The organism is Foetidibacter luteolus (assembly GCF_009650435.1).
GTDB classification, from domain to species: domain Bacteria; phylum Bacteroidota; class Bacteroidia; order Chitinophagales; family Chitinophagaceae; genus Foetidibacter; species Foetidibacter luteolus.
Map to the genome: position 1 here is coordinate 1 of NZ_VVIP01000072.1, position 15,856 is coordinate 15,856.

Here is a 15,856-nt window from a genome sequence, read left to right on the forward strand (position 1 = left end):
AACAAATTATCAGCTTTTTTACAAATTCAACAGACCGGTAACCAGCTACCTGTAACCGGCAACCTTCTCTCGGGTGAGGGATTGAAGCGGATACCCCGGTGAGGCCATCGAAGCAGGGCCTTGTGCCGGAGTATGAGCGGAAAGCCCGGCCCCTTGCGATAGCTTGGGGACACCCCCTATAAAATCTTTACTTTCTGCTACATAGTTGAATTTTTGTTTCTTTGCCGCCGTACATGATAAACTTTATTAAACAAACATTGTTTCGCCTGTTGGGCTTAAACGGCTACCTGGCGCTTATGCAAAAAAGCTACCTGGCTGCTTACAAGGGCGGGCTGCTGAAAAATAATAAAACCTATGCGTGGCACCATTTTGTGCTGCGGCTTATAAGGCCCGGCGACACCATTATTGATATTGGCGCCAACCTGGGTTATTTTACTTCTATTTTTATTAAATGCCTTAACAGCAGTGGCAGGCTATACAGTGTAGAGCCCGTGGAGGCCTACCGCAAACAACTGGCTAAAATAACGGCAGGCCACAGCAATGTTACTATACTGCCTTTTGCCTTGGGTAATGAGAACAGGGACAGCGTTACGCTGGGCATGCCCTCTGCCTTTGAAAAGCTGGGATACCTAAAGCATGGCGTTGTTACCGTTGAAACAGACGAAAGAAGCGTTGCCCACAACATTACTTTTTGCAGCCCATTGAAAAAGGCAAGCGAAGCTTTTGCCGGCCTTGAAAAAATTGATTACATAAAATGTGATATTGAGGGCTACGAAACAGTGGTATTGCAGGAAATGAGGGAGTTGCTTTTACAGCATGAGCCGCTGGTGCAGTTGGAAACATGGGGTGAGCAACTTACGGTAATGCTCAACTTTTTTAAGAGTATAGGCTTTGAGGCTTACAGCCTTGAGAAAGACAAACTAATAAACTGCAGTAAGCTGCAACTGCATGAAATAAACACTTCGGATGTTTTATTTGCGCCGCCATCTAAACAAGACCGCATAGCGCCCTATTTAGCCTGATAGTTATTTGTGATTTACATTAAGGTATTGCTGCAATGCTTTTACATATTCTTCAAACGCGTTAATACCCACTTCGGTTATTTTACAGGTGGTGTTGGGGTAGTTGTCTTTAAACTCTTTAACCACTTCTACATAGCCGGCTTCTTTAAGCTTTTGTATCTGTACGCTAAGGTTGCCGGCAGTGGCGTTTGTTTTTTCTTTGATAAAAGTAAACTCCGCCTCCTTAACGCTGATGAGCAGGCTCATTACGGCCAGCCTTAGCTGAGAATGCAATATGGGATCCAGTTCTTTAAACATTACGCTCTTTTTGCTTAAGCTTCAGGTACTTTGTTCTTAAGATAATGCCCGGTATAAACCAACAAACCAATGCTGTTATGCCGGCCAGCACCATATCGTATTTAAAGGAAGTGTAAAAAGATGCGATAAAAAGCCCATAAGCTATTACCGCCCCGATTATCATAGCCGTAAACCGTTTTATAATTCCCGTTATAAGAGTGGGAAACGCGTAAATAAGAATGTAAATAGACGTTACACTTAAAGTGAAGGGGCGTATCTGTTCATCAGGTTTTGTACCGCTGGTATAATGTTTTATAAGCACCCAACCTTCATTTTTAAGAATAGCGTCAGTAGCAGAAGGTATCATGTTCTGATAGGCAACCAGGCCGAATATGGTAATGGCGTATGTTATCCACACAGCGTTCATGGCGGTATGGTCGTAAGAAATAACTTTCCTGATTTTTGCTTCGCGGACAGAAATGATTACCTGTGGTATTATGGCTGCCAATACCAACCACCATATATCAAACCCAATACTAAACTGGTACTGCACCTGCAGGTAGGTAACAAAAGCCGCTATTGACACTGCACTGCCCCATAACAGCAGGCTGATGCCACTATCGTAAAAGCTGTTCTTTGCCTTGTTAATCATGCTGGTGATTAACTGCAGGCTTTCCTCGCTGGAAAGTTGTTTCTCGTCAGACATATTTCTCTCTTTATAGTTGGTTACGGCGCCGCTTAGCGTTTTTATTTACTGGCTGCTTTCCTGCAGTTTATATTTTTCCCTTAATAAATAGCCCGGCCTTATCCAGGCAATTATCATAGCAGCGGCTGCCAGCAGGCTCTGGTATTCAAAAGCTACCAGCGGCGATATAGCTGCCAACACCCAGCAACCAATGCCGCCAATTTTTAAGGCATTAAACCGCAGTATTACCCCAGATAAAAAAACAGGCATACCATACAAGGTTAGCATTATGGGGTGAATGTACGTATAGTAAGGCCCAGGGCCGCTTAGCGCCCCTATTACATAACTTAACAGCAATGCCATAACTAAAAACACCATCCATACATAACTAATAATTTCATCCGCATAATTTTTCACCTTTCTTTTCTTCTTTTGCCGGCGGGCATAAAAAACGGAATAAAAACCGGCAAACCATGTTAACATCCACACAATATAGAAGTAGCGGTACTGAAAAAAATGAATGAGCACAAACTGAACAATACAGCAAAGCAAAACCATCCAGCCCCAGAATAAATACAAATGACCGTCTTCGCTAAAACGGTTCTTGGCCCTGTTAATCATACTTTCAATTAACTGCAGGCTTTCGCTGGGGTTTAAATTATCTTCCGCCATCTCGCAAATTTGATGTAGAAATTGGTTGGTTAAAGTATTCTTCCTTACTCTTTATCCCCCGATGGGGGATAAATGAGTGCAGATTTTATTGGCCGGGCGGAGGTACAGGCATTGAACCTCCGTTGCGTCGCACTCTTGTACGTTCTGTATCATTACTCAGCAACATTACATCATCCTGAGCCTTACTCTTTGCGTATCACAGCGCTGGCCGTTTTAGGCCTTGCATACTTGCGTATAAAGCGGGCAATTAATACCGAGCCCAGTACGGTAGGCAGCAGCCACAAAATCCATTGCATGGGTATTTGAATATTCACTACCAGGAATGCTGTGTAAGAGGCTATCAACGCCCCCATCATGCGGATGATATGATTGTACAGCCAAAACTGCTTAATTGTTTTTTTGCCGGAGATAATGGCATAATCGGCCCGGGCATAAGCAAGGCATATTAAACCAAACACAGCCGGTACTAATGAAAACATATCACCCTTGGCAACCCTTGTAGCAGCCAATACTAACAGGAATAACCCAAAGCCGGTTCCAAAGAAAAACAAGGAATAATCCACCCGTGTATAAGGATTATGGTTGTGCATATTGTGCCGCTTTAACAATACCATTCTGTAGCCTGTGCCAATCATATAAATGGTAAACCCGCCAATGGCAAACAGGAAAATGTTCTCATGGCCGGGCATGCGGCTTATTACCAGGGCGCTTATTGAAGCCAGCAGCATGGCCCAGAAAAACAATTTGCCATTAAGCAAATGTGCTTTACGGCCTTTTACAACAGCGGTAGCAATAGTACCACATACCAGTCCGATTGCTCCGCCGGCAACATGTAACGCAAGTAGTATTTTATAAAGTGTATGCATGAGAAGAAGCTGTGAGACTTGAGCGATGAGCTATGAGTTGTGAGCCTTGAGCTGTGAGCGAAAGCAGGAGTAGTGAGCAGAGGGTTTCCCCCTATTCACCACTCACCATTCACCATTCACCACTCACCACTCTCCACTCACCATTTACTACTGGCACTTAGCCAACATATCTTCTGCCTGTTTCTGGCCCCAGTTAGGATATAGTGGTTTGGGCTGGGCAGCTTTAAACAGAGCAACCGCTTTTTCAAAAATGGGTTTTGCTTTGTCTTTACCTCCGCCAAATTGCTCAGGTGTATTAAAAATACTCATGCCCTGCAGGTAATATAACCTTGGATTGTTGGGATCTATCTGCATACCTTTTTGCAAAGCAGAGCCTGCCTCCATGCCATAAGTTTGCCAGCGGTTCTGCGGGTCCACCATCATTTGTTGTGTGGCTGCCATATTACGTATGGTAAGTATTTCGGCATTCTTTTCAATGGCTTCTGCTTTATCGCATAAGGCTTTTACTTTCTCGGCATTTTTATCCTTATCCAGAGACTGGTCAGACCATGCGGCCGTAGTAAGGGCCAGCCCCGCATAATAATAAGGCAGCCACTGTGTTTTTTCTGCGTCGCCAATCCTTTCAAAATTGTTGGCAAGATTGGTGTAATCCTGCGTTGTTTTTACTGAATCAAACTGGGCCAGGTTTTTCTTCATAGCACCGGTAAATTTATCATCCTGCGCATGTACCATTACAGCCGCTGTTAAAGCAATTACGGTTAAGATTTTTTTCATGATAGTATTGTTTATTGATTTTGCTGATTTTTTAATTTTTGGTATTCTTCTTCCGCAGTGAATAACTTGTTGCCGTTGTATGCATCGAAGTATTGAATGGCCAGGCCCAAACCCCAGCCGAGCATTGGCCATACAGGCCAGAAGTAAGAGCCTATACCGCTGGTGAAAAACCAGATAGCTACAAGAAAACTATTTACAAAAAAGTACGATGCAGCATGCTTTTTAAAGTCTGCCCTTTTCCTGGCAAGGTGCCAGAGCTGCTCGTCCCGTGATTGATTTGTGTTCATATTTTACAGTTTGTGGTTTATTGTTTAATGCTCTAAAAGTTTAATGTTCAATGTTACTAACCCGGTGCCGGTAAGCCCTGGTCTGTCTTCACGCACCTGTTTCTACCCGGGTCTGAAAAGATGCCATAAAAAACCGGACGTACAAGAGTGCGACGCAACGTAAGTCTCATCGTAGTTCCTGCTGCCGGGCTCATAAAAAAGTCATAAAGTCAATGAGTCAAAAAAGTCAATGAGCCAAAGACAAGTCATAAAGTCAATGAGTCAAAGACAAGTGGTACTCACTATTCACCACTCACCGCTCACCACTCCACTCACTACAGATTATTATTAATCGCATCCTGCGTTCTGTCTACCCCCCAGCTAAAGAAGGCCCCGATGAAGAAGAACCTTTTAGCCGGTGGCACAATGGGCTGCTTGTTGGCGCCATTGTAAGAATAATTGTATCCATACACCGGGTTATAACCCAGCACATTGGTTACGCTGGCTACCAGCACCCAGAATGTTTTGGCATTGGTTTTACCCACACTTGGCACATAATTCATACTGAAACCCAGGTTATGAAAATCTTTTGTTGTACCCTGGTCGCCAATAGTGTATTTATTGCCTGTGCCGTTATACTGGAAGAAATAATACGGCCGGCCTGTTGCGTATGTATACGTAAAATTGAAACCTGTTTTTATATCCATGATAAAGCGTTTCATTACCAGTGATGCTGTATGGTTGGCCGCAAAATTTGGCTGCAACTGGCCCGGGAAATTCAGGTAATCACGCTTTGTATCCAGGTATGAATAACTAATCCAGTAATCAAAGTTTTTGATACTTTTCTTATCTCTCCAAAACAGTTCAAAACCCTGGGCATGGCCACTGCCGCTGTTGTTGTAATCAAAATAATAGTAATTGCGTGGGATGGTTTTAATCAGGTCTTCATATTTTTTGTAGTAAGCCTCTATGCGAAAGATGCGGTCGTTGGTCATCTTCTGGTAGTTGATGATGTAGTGCGTTGCTTTGGTATAACCCAGGTTGGTGGAATAATACAATTGTGAATTCTCAGGCTTTTGATAAAACATACCGTAGGCCGCGGATACCTGCGCACCCTGGCCAACCTTATAAGCCAGCGAAACACGGGGCGCTATATTGGTTTTGTTGATAATGGAAGAGCGCTCAAAACGGCCACCGATTTTTGCAGCAAGATCGTTGGTAAGGTAAATATCTGTTTCAGCAAACAGCGCCTGGTAGTTGTCTGATATTTTGCGCATGGTATCGTTGAATTTGCTGCGGTCAACATTGTACCAATACTCCCCTCCAAAACGAACTGTGCTGATGCCAAACATTTTTTTATCAAATACCGCTTTTACCTGGGATAATTCCTGCCGGGCATCAATCACAAAGTTTTTGTAAGCAAGCCAGGGCTGGTCAGGAAATTTTTGAGGATTGTTATTTTGGTCCTGCAATTCCTGCGTAAGGTCGTCACTATTGGTGCTGTAGCTAAGGCCCAGGTTCATTTTCCAGCCACGGCCCAGGTTTTCACGCCAGCTAAGGTTGTTATACCAGTTAAGGTTATCTATGCCAAAAGCATTTTTAATAGCCATGCTGTCAATATCAGGCCGGCGTAAGCCCAGTTTGCTTTTGCTGAAAGTGGTATAGTATTTTATCATACCACCGCTTTTTGTTTTGATGCGGAAGTTGGCATCGCCATTGTGAAATTCGGGCATCTTAAAGTAATCAGGGGTTTGACTTACAATATTGAAGTAAGCCACCAGGTTTACATAGCTGTAGTTTACACCCCAGGAAGATTTTTTGTTTTTGTCCAACTGTTGAAACCCTGCGCCAACCAGTATGGGAGAAATGGAAGCATTGGCTGCAGATTGCTCTGGCAAGTCAATAGATTCCAGTATTAATGCGGAAGATAAAGCCTGGCCGTATAAAGCCGAATAACCGCCGGTACTGAATACCGTGCCCTTAAACAGGAATGGAGAAAAACGGCCACGGGTAGATATGTCTGGTATACTGGTAAAAAATGGGTTATTAACTACGGTACCATCAATATATTGTTTGGTTTCGTAACCGGCGCCACCGCGAACAAACAAGCCGTCCTGGTCGCCCACTTGCTGAGCGCCCGGTAAAGTTTTAACGGCTGCAGTAATATCTGCGTTACCGCCGCCTACTGTGGCAATATCCAGCGAGGTTAATACGGTAGCGGCCCTTTTGTTATCACCTGCGGCGAAAGACCCAGCGGTAACAGTAACGGCTTTCAGTTCGTCCAGTTTTTCTTTTAATGAGGCATTGATGACGATGGCGGTACCATTAAGTGTAATTTTCTGCTCAAAACTGTTGTAACCAATATTAGTAACAGTAAGTAAATGCTCCCCGGTTTCGCTGCTGGTAAACTTAAAATTGCCAGCGGAATCGGCAGAAGCGCCATCGTAGGAGTCTTTAATGGTAATGCTTGCCCCGGCAAGCGGCTTGCCCTTATTGTCTTTTACTTTACCCGAAATAGTGGTTTGAGAAAATATTGTTGTAGGTATAATTAGGGAAAAAATTACAGCAGTTAAGTACCTCATAACATCAGTTTGATAGAACAAACTTATTTTAGTTTATTTTATAAACCAAACTATAAAGCAAATTTGTTTTTAAAATTTGATGAGCGGCAGAAAGCGGCGGTGAGCTAAGCTGTTACAGTAGGTGAACATGGAAAAAGCCACCTTGATGGTGGCTTTGAAAGATTGTAATGGGCCGGGGCAGTATTGCTACTATGAGGCTTTGGTTGTGTCACTCACTTGTACTCTTTGTCCGCTATGGAGCATTGTGTAGCGGGTTGATTTACCTGGCAAGCTTTACTTTGAAGCGCTATCGTTGCAATTACACATGTATTCAATACTGCCTGTGGCAGAACCATAAGAGAATATAAATTGCTCAAAATTCACCGGGCTTATTGTTTGGGGTAATCCATAACAATTAAAATTGCTATCTCCTTGCACATCATATTCAGGAGCAGCGGCTACTCCATTTTGACTATAATTTTTATTAATAAACATCCAAATCTTATTGGTTCGCAAAATGTTTACCCTGTTGTTGTAAGGATGCGGAATAAGCTGTTCGCCATATACATCATTCGCAATGCTTGTTAAATTACCCTGACCATCATAACTATATGTGTAATGAGTTACAGGAGGAATTGGAGGTGGCGGTGGAATATATTCGTCGGTACTTGGATCAAAGTCGAAATCCTTCACAGTTCTTTTTTTATTCTGCCCAAAGCATCAAATTCAATTTCGGAGATAGGTGAAACGTAACCACCATTATAAGCTTCTCCATTTGGCCCAAACCATGCGGATTGGAAAAAACTATCAATCACATTTCCATTGCTTAAGTAAACATACTTGTGAAAATTTTCACAAGCACCCTGATCTGGCATAAAAGAAAAATCTTTGTTCCACACCTGTGCAAAGGCTATTAAACGGTTATACTTATCATACTTAAAAAAATATGCAGGTATTCCGTAATCTATATCAACTATGGGCAAGATACTTATAGGGTTTCCCAATGCGTTATAGGTAAACACCATTTCTTTCCAGTCACTGGCGGGGTCTGCAATCTTTTTAATATTACAAAACTTCAGTTCCGTTTTAGGATGGTCTTTAATATAGTCCCATGTTTTTCTGCAACTAAATAATGAAAAGATCATTAAAGCTGCTATGGCAGCACGGATGTAGGTTTCTGTTTTCATAATGTGTGTTTTTATTGGTAAGGAGAATTGTTTCAACAGAATGACAGATTAACTGTAGGCTATTGCGGTCAGGAATTTCGTGAACATCCAGCTATTTGTACAGAGATAAATGGCTGGATAAATTAAGAATGACAATTATTTTAAAGAAGAGCTATTGTTGCAATCGCACATGTATTCTATATCACCGGAAACCGTTTCATATAGGTCTAAAATGGGCAAACGCATACTACTCTTAGCGGGCAAATCAAAACAATTAAAATTCATATCCGTGGATTGGCCGTTTACGCTGTAGTCCCTGTTCAAGAACATCCAAATGTTATTGGTACGCAGTATGTTTTGCTTGTTGTTTGCTATTCTTGGAGTACCATCTTCAGACTGAATTAGATTTCCCTGCTGATTGTACGGATAATCCACAACCGTGGGTGCTGAAGGAGGGCTATAAGTGCTATCATGATGAAACGTTACGCGAACAGAGTTGGTTTTGCGTATTCTTTTTTGTGAATCAAACTGTATAGTTGTTATTACGATAGGCTCTTCCACCTCTGGCTTAGGATTACCATGAATGTCTAAATGACCAAATAAAAAGGCTGAATCAATAACATTGCCATTGTTAAGATAGGTGTATTTGTGGTAAGTCCAGAAACCCTGAACTTTATTTGAGTCAAATGAAAAGTCTTTTTCTGTAACAAATGCAACATCTGTTAACCGGTCAAACTTATCATACCTGAAAAAATACATGGGTATGGTATATGTCCACGGTACTACAGGAATTATTTTAACAGGATTTCCTTTTGCGTTATAGGTAAAAACCAATTCTTTCCAGTCTGTGTCCGGATTGGTAATCTTTTTAATATTACAAAACTTCAGTTCCGTTTTAGGGTGGTCTTTAATATAGTCCCATGTTTTTCTGCAACTAAATAATGAAAAGATCATTAAAGCTGCAATGGCAGCACGGATGTAGGTTTTTGTTTTCATAATGTGTGTTTTTATTGGTAAGGAAAACTGTTTCAACAGAAGGACAGATTAGCTAAAATTATCACAGGCGGCATTTTACAATTACCAAACCATAATTAACGGCTATACCATTGGGCAAAGCCCTATTTCAAACCCCCATTATTATCACAACTGTACTCAATGTGCAGGGTGGGGGAATTAAGGTTAATACTTTGTGCAATCGGGTAAAAAACATTGTCAAACGCTGCCGTACTTTTAATTTTCAGCGGCAACCCGGCAACATTATAAGTTAGTGCCGGCAAGGGGTTATTAGTGCTGTAATCACGGTTTATAAACATCCATATCTTGTTGGTTCTGCGGATATTTACTTTTTTATCATACGGATAAGGAGAAAGCGGAACATTGTAATAGTAAGAATCACTTTCCACCATGTTTCCATTTACATCGTATTTATAGGCATTGATTGGAAACGCAGGAGCAGGAATGATACCAGCATCCTCGTCGTAGTAAAACCCTTTGTTATCTATTTTGATGATTCTTTCCCGGTTGTCTAAACTGTACGTAAAAACATACAAATTAGAACCCGGCGTAAACTGAGGTTGGGCTTTTTTGTTTAACAAGTTTAAAACAAACATAGAATCAACGATTGTTTGCCTGCCCTGGTAACTGTACTTGTGATAAAAGTTGAAAAATGAATTGGGCTTTATATCATTTTCCTCGCAACTGGCATATACAGAAAGCCGGTTTTGAGCGTCATATTTAAAGAATAGATTACCCTGGTCGTATGCAACCTGGTTCTTTACCAGCACCTTTACAGGATTACCGAGAAGGTTGTAGCTAAAAACGGCTTCTTTCCATTCGCTGTTGGGGTCTGAGATTTTTTGAATGTTGCAAATCTTCAATTCCCCCGGCGGATGTTGCGCTATGTAATCCCATGCTTTCCTGCAACTGAACAATGAAAAGGCTATTAATACTGCTACTACAGGGCGGATATACGTTTTGATTTTCATGCTGAGTGTTTATTGGTGAACAATAACGGCTCCTGACAGGATACTTGATTTTAAATAGTATGGCTGAGGCATTTGACGCTTCAAGTGTATTGCATAGCGTTTGGCAAGCCATTGGCTTGAATTGCACTCTTTGTACGAACAGGGGAGGAATATTATATGCGATAACAGGGTTATAACAACAAGATTACTTGACGGTAATAGCCAGGTTGTTTAAAATGGTATTTCAATAATGCAAATCTGAACAAGGGAAATTCAAATAAGACGGGATATAAGATTCCGGGGCTTTTTGCTGATGTTAAAATAAAACAATTAATCAATCAGTTACATTAAAATTTTATTCTTTTTTTGAAATTATGGGCTGCAAAGCTCAATAAAGAACAAGGCGTACAAGTGTTCCAATTTGCTGCTTCGTCACGCAAATTGCACAACGATGTTTAATGGTTATTCAATAGCTCGTCACCAAAAAAAATTACTGCCCACATCACCTGCAATTAACAACTGCGATAAATAACAAATAACTGTAACAGAATAGCAGTAAAGTGTTTATGGTAAAACAAAAAAAGGCCACCCCTGTAGGGCAGCCTTTGTATAATAATCAGCTTAAACTTATTTGTACTGTGGAATAATGCTTTTGGCCAGTTCCACCATTTTAGCAATGCCGTCATCTGGTAAAGCGCCTTTTTTAAAGTCGGCCAGGATATCAGGGTATTTGTTTTGCATCTCTGTTAAGAAATGTTCTTCAAATGCCTTTACATTCTTAACCTTAACCTCACGCAGCAAACCTTGTGTACCCAGGTAAATAATTGCTACCTGCTTTTCAACGGCAAACGGTGTGTATTGAGGTTGTTTCAGAATTTCTACGTTACGGGCGCCTTTGTCAATTACCAGTTTGGTAGCCGCATCAAGGTCGCCACCGAATTTGGAGAACGCTTCCATTTCGCGGTACAAAGCCTGGTCAAGCTTTAAGGTACCCGCTACTTTTTTCATAGATTTAATCTGAGCGTTACCACCCACTCGGCTTACAGAGATACCTACGTTGATGGCCGGGCGGATACCCGCGTTAAACAGGTTACCTTCCAGGAATATCTGACCGTCGGTAATAGAGATTACGTTGGTTGGAATGTATGCAGATACGTCGCCCGCCTGTGTTTCAATAATGGGCAGTGCCGTTAAGCTACCGCCACCTTTAACCAGGTGCTTGATGGATTCCGGCAAATCATTCATGTTTTTAGCCACCGCATCGTTAGCAATTACTTTTGCGGCACGCTCCAGCAAACGGCTGTGCAGGTAGAATACGTCACCAGGGTAGGCTTCGCGACCGGGCGGCCTTCTCAACAGCAGAGATACCTCACGGTAAGCTACAGCCTGTTTGGAAAGGTCATCATAAATAATCAATGCCGGCCTTCCGGTATCACGGAAGAACTCACCGATAGCCGCACCCGCGAATGGAGCATAGAACTGCTGCGGGGCAGGGTCGCTGGCAGAAGCCGCAACGATGGTGGTATATGCCATGGCACCGTTATCCTGCAGGGTTTTCATCACACCGGCTATGGTAGAGGCTTTCTGGCCAATGGCTACATAAATACAGTAAACAGGTTTACCTGCATCAAAAAACTCTTTCTGGTTAATGATTGTATCAATACAGATAGCGGTTTTACCGGTCTGGCGGTCACCGATAACCAGCTCACGCTGCCCACGGCCCACGGGAATCATTGCGTCAATGGCTTTGATACCTGTCTGCAACGGTTCTTTTACTGGCTCACGGTAAATAACGCCCGGAGCTTTACGTTCCAAAGGCATTTCATACAATTCGCCTGTAATAGGGCCCTTGCCATCAATAGGCTCGCCCAATGTATTAATAACGCGGCCAACCAAACCTTCGCCTACTTTAATAGAAGCAATCTGGCCGGTACGGCGCACCTTATTACCTTCCTTAATTTCTTTGCCCTCACCCATCAATACCACACCCACGTTATCTTCTTCCAGGTTTAAGGCTATGGCTTTTACACCGTTTTCAAACTCAACAAGCTCACCTGAGCGAACATTGTTAAGGCCATACACGCGGGCAATACCATCGCCCACCTGTAATACAGTACCCACTTCTTCCAGATCAGCAGAGGCGTTGAAGTTGCTCAATTGCTGCCTCAATATCGCTGAAATTTCATCGGGCTTAATTTGAACCATATTGTTTAGTTTACTTTTTTTTTAAAGTTTCCGGTTATATATACTTATTACCGGTTGTGTTTTTTGCCGGATTTTTTTGAGCCAGGCTTTAAAACAGGAATGAGGCATCGTTGCGTCGCACTCTTGTACGTCCTGTTCTTTATTCACCACTTACCGCTATCCCCTCACCTCTTCTACTCCTAGGGATATGTAGGTTACCTGATGTTCCGTACATATACATTTTGCTCAAACTGCTTCCTGATATCCTTCAAATCCCGCAGTATGGAAGCATCCACCATATTGTTATTAAACTCAAGTACAAAACCACCTACCAGGGCTTCATCTACTTTTGTTTCAAGCTCTACTTCGGCCAGGCCAGCTTCAGTTTTTACCTTGGCAACTATGGCTTTTTTCAGTTCCTCACTTACTTCTGTTGCCGTTGTAAGCTTTACCCGGTGAATACCTTTTATATGATTATACTGATCAACAAACGCTGCGGCAATCTCCGGCAAATCACTTTCACGGCCTTTCTTAATCAACAGTTGATTAAAAGCTTCGGTTAAAGGGCCTACCTTATTGGCGGTAACAGCCGCAATAACAGCATTCTTTTTATCCGCATTAATAATGGGGCTACGCAGAAACGCCACAAAATCCTTGCTGCTTTTTATAACAGCAAGCAGGTAATTCATGTCAGCATATACTGCCTCCAGTTGACCTTTTTCTTTAGCAAGGTCCACCAGGCTTTTCGCATATCTTGTGGCTAAACGTGGATTGGGCATTCTATTCTAAGCTTTAAGCTCTTAGCTTTCAGCTACAAGTGCGTGTAGTTACACACAGCTTATAGCTCATAACTCATGGCTATAAATTAATTCAGTTTTACTCCGTCTGCTAATTCTTTAATATAACCTTCCTGTGCTGCGCGGTTGCTTAACTCTTTGCGCAATACCTTTTCGGCAACTTCAATTACCAGGTTACCTACCTGGTTCTTCACGTCCGTAATTGCGGCATTCTTCTGCTGTTCAATGGCAGACTGTGCATCTGCCAAAATGCGGTCGTATTCAGATTTTGCTTTGGCCCTTGCCTCGGCAACCATTTTATCAGAAGTTTCTTTGGCTTCCTTAATAAGAACAGCCCTTTCTTCACGTGCTTTTGCCAGCAACGCTTCATTCTCGTTTTTTAACTGGGCCATTTCGGCTTTTACTTTTTCAGCAGACGCAATAGCCTCGGCAATACCCTGTTCTCTTTCACCAATGGCCTTCATGATAGGCTTCCAGGCAAATTTTCCCAGCAGGAAAATCAATATCAGGAACGCAAGGGTTGACCATATTATAAGGCCTGGATCAGGAAGTACTAATGGGTTTATATCCAGTAACATAACTTTATTTTATCTTTCTAATTAGCTTAATTGAGTGGGAAAGTAACAGGCCCGCCGCCCTGTGCTTAAGGCCTGTGTACATAGTTCGGAAAAGAAGTGTGCACTATGCGCCATTACCCAACAGGGCAACAACCACAGCAAACAGGGCCACCGCTTCTACCAGCGCCGCAGCAACAATCATGTTGGTGCGTATTTCGCCGGCAGCTTCAGGCTGGCGTGCAATGCCTTCTACAGCGCCTTTACCAATCTGGCCGATACCAATACCAGCGCCGATGGCGGCTAAACCCGCACCTATGGCAGCTACACTTCCTACTACTGCTCCTAATACCATTGTTTAGTATTTAAATGTGAATAAAAAACGCTTTTTATGCCAGTTCATGCTCATGGTGTTCTTCTATCGCCATGCCAATGTACAACGCAGACAGCATGGTAAAAATGAACGCCTGCAAAAATGCCACCAGTAACTCTATCGCATTGATAAACACCGCAAAAGGTACCGCCATGGCAGATGCTGCAACTGCTTTAAATATAAAAATCAAACAAATTAAGCTCATCACCAATATGTGGCCGGCGGTAATATTGGCAAATAATCGTATCATTAAAGAAACCGGCTTAATAAATACACCCAGCAATTCAATCGGCATCAGAAATATTTTCATGGCTGTGGGCAGCCCGGGCATCCAGAAAATGTGCTTCCAGTAATCTTTTTTGCCGTTAACATTAACTATAATAAAGGTGAATACCGCAAGCGTCATGGTAAAAGCTATGTTACCGCTAACGTTGGAGCCCCCCGGAAAAATAGGTATAAGGCCCAACAGGTTATTGATCCAGATAAAGAAAAATACAGTTAAAAGGAAAGGCATGTACTTAGCATACTTGTGCCCGAGGTAAGGTTTCGCAATTTCGTCGCGTACAAACAGGATGATGGGTTCAATAAAACTCTGAAAACCTTTGGGAGCAGAAGTAACGCCCCGTTTTTTGTACGCATTGGCTACTGAAATAAATATCAGCAGTAAAAGTATTACCGTAAGAAACATAGAAGCCACATTCTTGGTAATAGAGATGTCCAGCAATTTCTTAGATTCTTCTTCGTTTACAGTGCCGGCTTCGTCAACTATCTTAATTTTTCCTTCTACAACTTTGTAAAGGTAGTTTCCCTGGTAAGCCACCGGCTCATGATGTTCATTCATCAATTTGGCAGAAGAAAAGGCTTCAAAACCTTTATCGGTATGCAGGATAACAGGAAGGGGCAAAGAAGTGTGGCCCCAAAGGTGCCAGCTATGGCTGTCTTTAATATGTTCCAGGATTGTCTCTGTAACGTTAAATTCGCCTTCGCCTTCCGCCGGAGCTTCATGAGGAGCTTGTTGCTCTCCATTTTCGTGTTGATCCTGGGAAAAAGACGAATTAGAAAAAAATACCATAGAAAGGCTGAAAGCCGCTGCCAGTAAGTATTTCATGCATCTAAGAGCCATACCTGTCCTGAAATTTGGCGCAAAGATATGTGTTGGCGTATGAAAAACGGTATTTGCCTTTTGGAATTTGGGAAAAAAGTTAAGGATTACTAAAACCCTCTTCACGAAGCTGTTTTATTTTTTCAAGATAGATAACATCAAGCTGGTCCTTAGGGCGGTTTACAGATTTTTTATTGGCAATGAGGTGGTTAATGTGAAGGAAAGGTATCCTGATGCCATCAATATCTGCCACTTCTGCCTGCATCAAACATTCTTCAAAAGTAAAGCCTTCTAATCCTTTCATGCCGGTCATAAGGTCCAACTGCATACCGTTGTTAAGATTAAAATGAGTCCAGCCCGGAACAATCTGTAAAGTCGTCATCATAAAAAAATCTCCCATCCCATAGTCACGGAAAGCAGTACGTAAATTTTCTCTGTTTTCTATAGTGTCCTCTATCCACAAATCCATATCCTTTGTATATCGCTGATATCCATGAAGGTTAGTTGCATAACCACCAACCATTATATACCTCACCTGACTTTGTTGCAGGTATTTCCAGAAAAGCAGAATTTCTTCATCAAATACGTCCATAG

The 15,856-nt window shown here is 42.2% G+C and carries 18 protein-coding genes; 1 reads left to right on the forward strand and 17 read right to left on the reverse strand.

Features of this window, described 5'->3' with window-relative positions; all coding sequences use genetic code 11:
• The first annotated feature begins 233 nt into the window (after window positions 1-233).
• A complete protein-coding gene (locus tag F0364_RS23175) occupies window positions 234-1,022 on the forward strand; it encodes an FkbM family methyltransferase (protein ID WP_153800205.1) in 789 nt (262 codons plus the stop codon).
• A 3-nt stretch (window positions 1,023-1,025) separates the two neighbouring features.
• Here F0364_RS23175 and F0364_RS23180 read toward each other — a convergent pair whose 3' ends face one another.
• From F0364_RS23180 to F0364_RS23260, 17 genes are all read right to left on the reverse strand, one after another.
• Window positions 1,026-1,319: a winged helix-turn-helix domain-containing protein gene (locus tag F0364_RS23180; RefSeq protein WP_153800206.1), complete on the reverse strand. Its 294-nt coding sequence runs from the start codon at window positions 1,317-1,319 to the stop codon at window positions 1,026-1,028.
• Window positions 1,312-2,004 carry a hypothetical protein gene (locus tag F0364_RS23185; RefSeq protein WP_153800207.1) on the reverse strand — a complete coding sequence of 231 codons (693 nt, stop codon included), beginning with the start codon at window positions 2,002-2,004 and terminating at the stop codon, window positions 1,312-1,314. Before F0364_RS23185 ends, F0364_RS23180 begins: the two co-directional genes overlap by 8 nt.
• A 45-nt stretch (window positions 2,005-2,049) precedes the next feature.
• Window positions 2,050-2,655, reverse strand: coding sequence for a hypothetical protein (locus F0364_RS23190; RefSeq protein ID WP_153800208.1), 606 nt, complete (start codon window positions 2,653-2,655; stop codon window positions 2,050-2,052).
• 182 nt (window positions 2,656-2,837) lie between these two features.
• A complete protein-coding gene (locus tag F0364_RS23195; RefSeq protein WP_153800209.1) occupies window positions 2,838-3,521 on the reverse strand; it encodes a DUF2306 domain-containing protein in 684 nt (227 codons plus the stop codon).
• A 147-nt stretch (window positions 3,522-3,668) separates the two neighbouring features.
• Complete coding sequence (locus tag F0364_RS23200; RefSeq protein WP_153800210.1) at window positions 3,669-4,295, reverse strand: hypothetical protein; 627 nt, start codon at window positions 4,293-4,295, stop codon at window positions 3,669-3,671.
• Window positions 4,296-4,306: 11 nt separating this feature from the next.
• Window positions 4,307-4,582 (reverse strand): 2TM domain-containing protein, encoded by a 276-nt coding sequence (locus F0364_RS23205; protein ID WP_153800211.1) that lies wholly within the window; start codon window positions 4,580-4,582, stop codon window positions 4,307-4,309.
• 314 nt (window positions 4,583-4,896) lie between these two features.
• Complete coding sequence (locus tag F0364_RS23210) at window positions 4,897-7,143, reverse strand: TonB-dependent receptor (protein WP_153800212.1); 2,247 nt, start codon at window positions 7,141-7,143, stop codon at window positions 4,897-4,899.
• A gap of 273 nt (window positions 7,144-7,416) precedes the next feature.
• Window positions 7,417-7,815, reverse strand: coding sequence for a hypothetical protein (locus F0364_RS23215; protein ID WP_153800213.1), 399 nt, complete (start codon window positions 7,813-7,815; stop codon window positions 7,417-7,419).
• Window positions 7,812-8,309, reverse strand: coding sequence for a hypothetical protein (locus F0364_RS23220; protein WP_153800214.1), 498 nt, complete (start codon window positions 8,307-8,309; stop codon window positions 7,812-7,814). Before F0364_RS23220 ends, F0364_RS23215 begins: the two co-directional genes overlap by 4 nt.
• A 135-nt stretch (window positions 8,310-8,444) precedes the next feature.
• Complete coding sequence (locus F0364_RS23225) at window positions 8,445-9,284, reverse strand: hypothetical protein (protein ID WP_153800215.1); 840 nt, start codon at window positions 9,282-9,284, stop codon at window positions 8,445-8,447.
• Between the two features lie 122 nt (window positions 9,285-9,406).
• On the reverse strand, window positions 9,407-10,273 hold the full coding sequence (locus tag F0364_RS23230; protein WP_153800216.1) for a hypothetical protein: 867 nt from the start codon (window positions 10,271-10,273) through the stop codon (window positions 9,407-9,409).
• Window positions 10,274-10,879: 606 nt separating this feature from the next.
• Complete coding sequence (gene atpA, locus F0364_RS23235; RefSeq protein WP_153800217.1) at window positions 10,880-12,457, reverse strand: F0F1 ATP synthase subunit alpha; 1,578 nt, start codon at window positions 12,455-12,457, stop codon at window positions 10,880-10,882.
• A 194-nt stretch (window positions 12,458-12,651) separates the two neighbouring features.
• Window positions 12,652-13,215: an ATP synthase F1 subunit delta gene (gene atpH / locus F0364_RS23240; RefSeq protein WP_153800218.1), complete on the reverse strand. Its 564-nt coding sequence runs from the start codon at window positions 13,213-13,215 to the stop codon at window positions 12,652-12,654.
• A gap of 86 nt (window positions 13,216-13,301) precedes the next feature.
• Window positions 13,302-13,811, reverse strand: a complete 510-nt coding sequence (gene atpF / locus F0364_RS23245) for a F0F1 ATP synthase subunit B (protein WP_153800219.1) — start codon at window positions 13,809-13,811, stop codon at window positions 13,302-13,304.
• Window positions 13,812-13,914: 103 nt separating this feature from the next.
• A complete protein-coding gene (atpE, locus tag F0364_RS23250; protein WP_153800220.1) occupies window positions 13,915-14,142 on the reverse strand; it encodes an ATP synthase F0 subunit C in 228 nt (75 codons plus the stop codon).
• A gap of 34 nt (window positions 14,143-14,176) precedes the next feature.
• A complete protein-coding gene (gene atpB, locus F0364_RS23255) occupies window positions 14,177-15,283 on the reverse strand; it encodes a F0F1 ATP synthase subunit A (protein WP_153800221.1) in 1,107 nt (368 codons plus the stop codon).
• 79 nt (window positions 15,284-15,362) lie between these two features.
• Window positions 15,363-15,854 (reverse strand): nucleotidyltransferase, encoded by a 492-nt coding sequence (locus tag F0364_RS23260; RefSeq protein ID WP_153800222.1) that lies wholly within the window; start codon window positions 15,852-15,854, stop codon window positions 15,363-15,365.
• Between the last annotated feature and the right edge of the window lie 2 nt (window positions 15,855-15,856).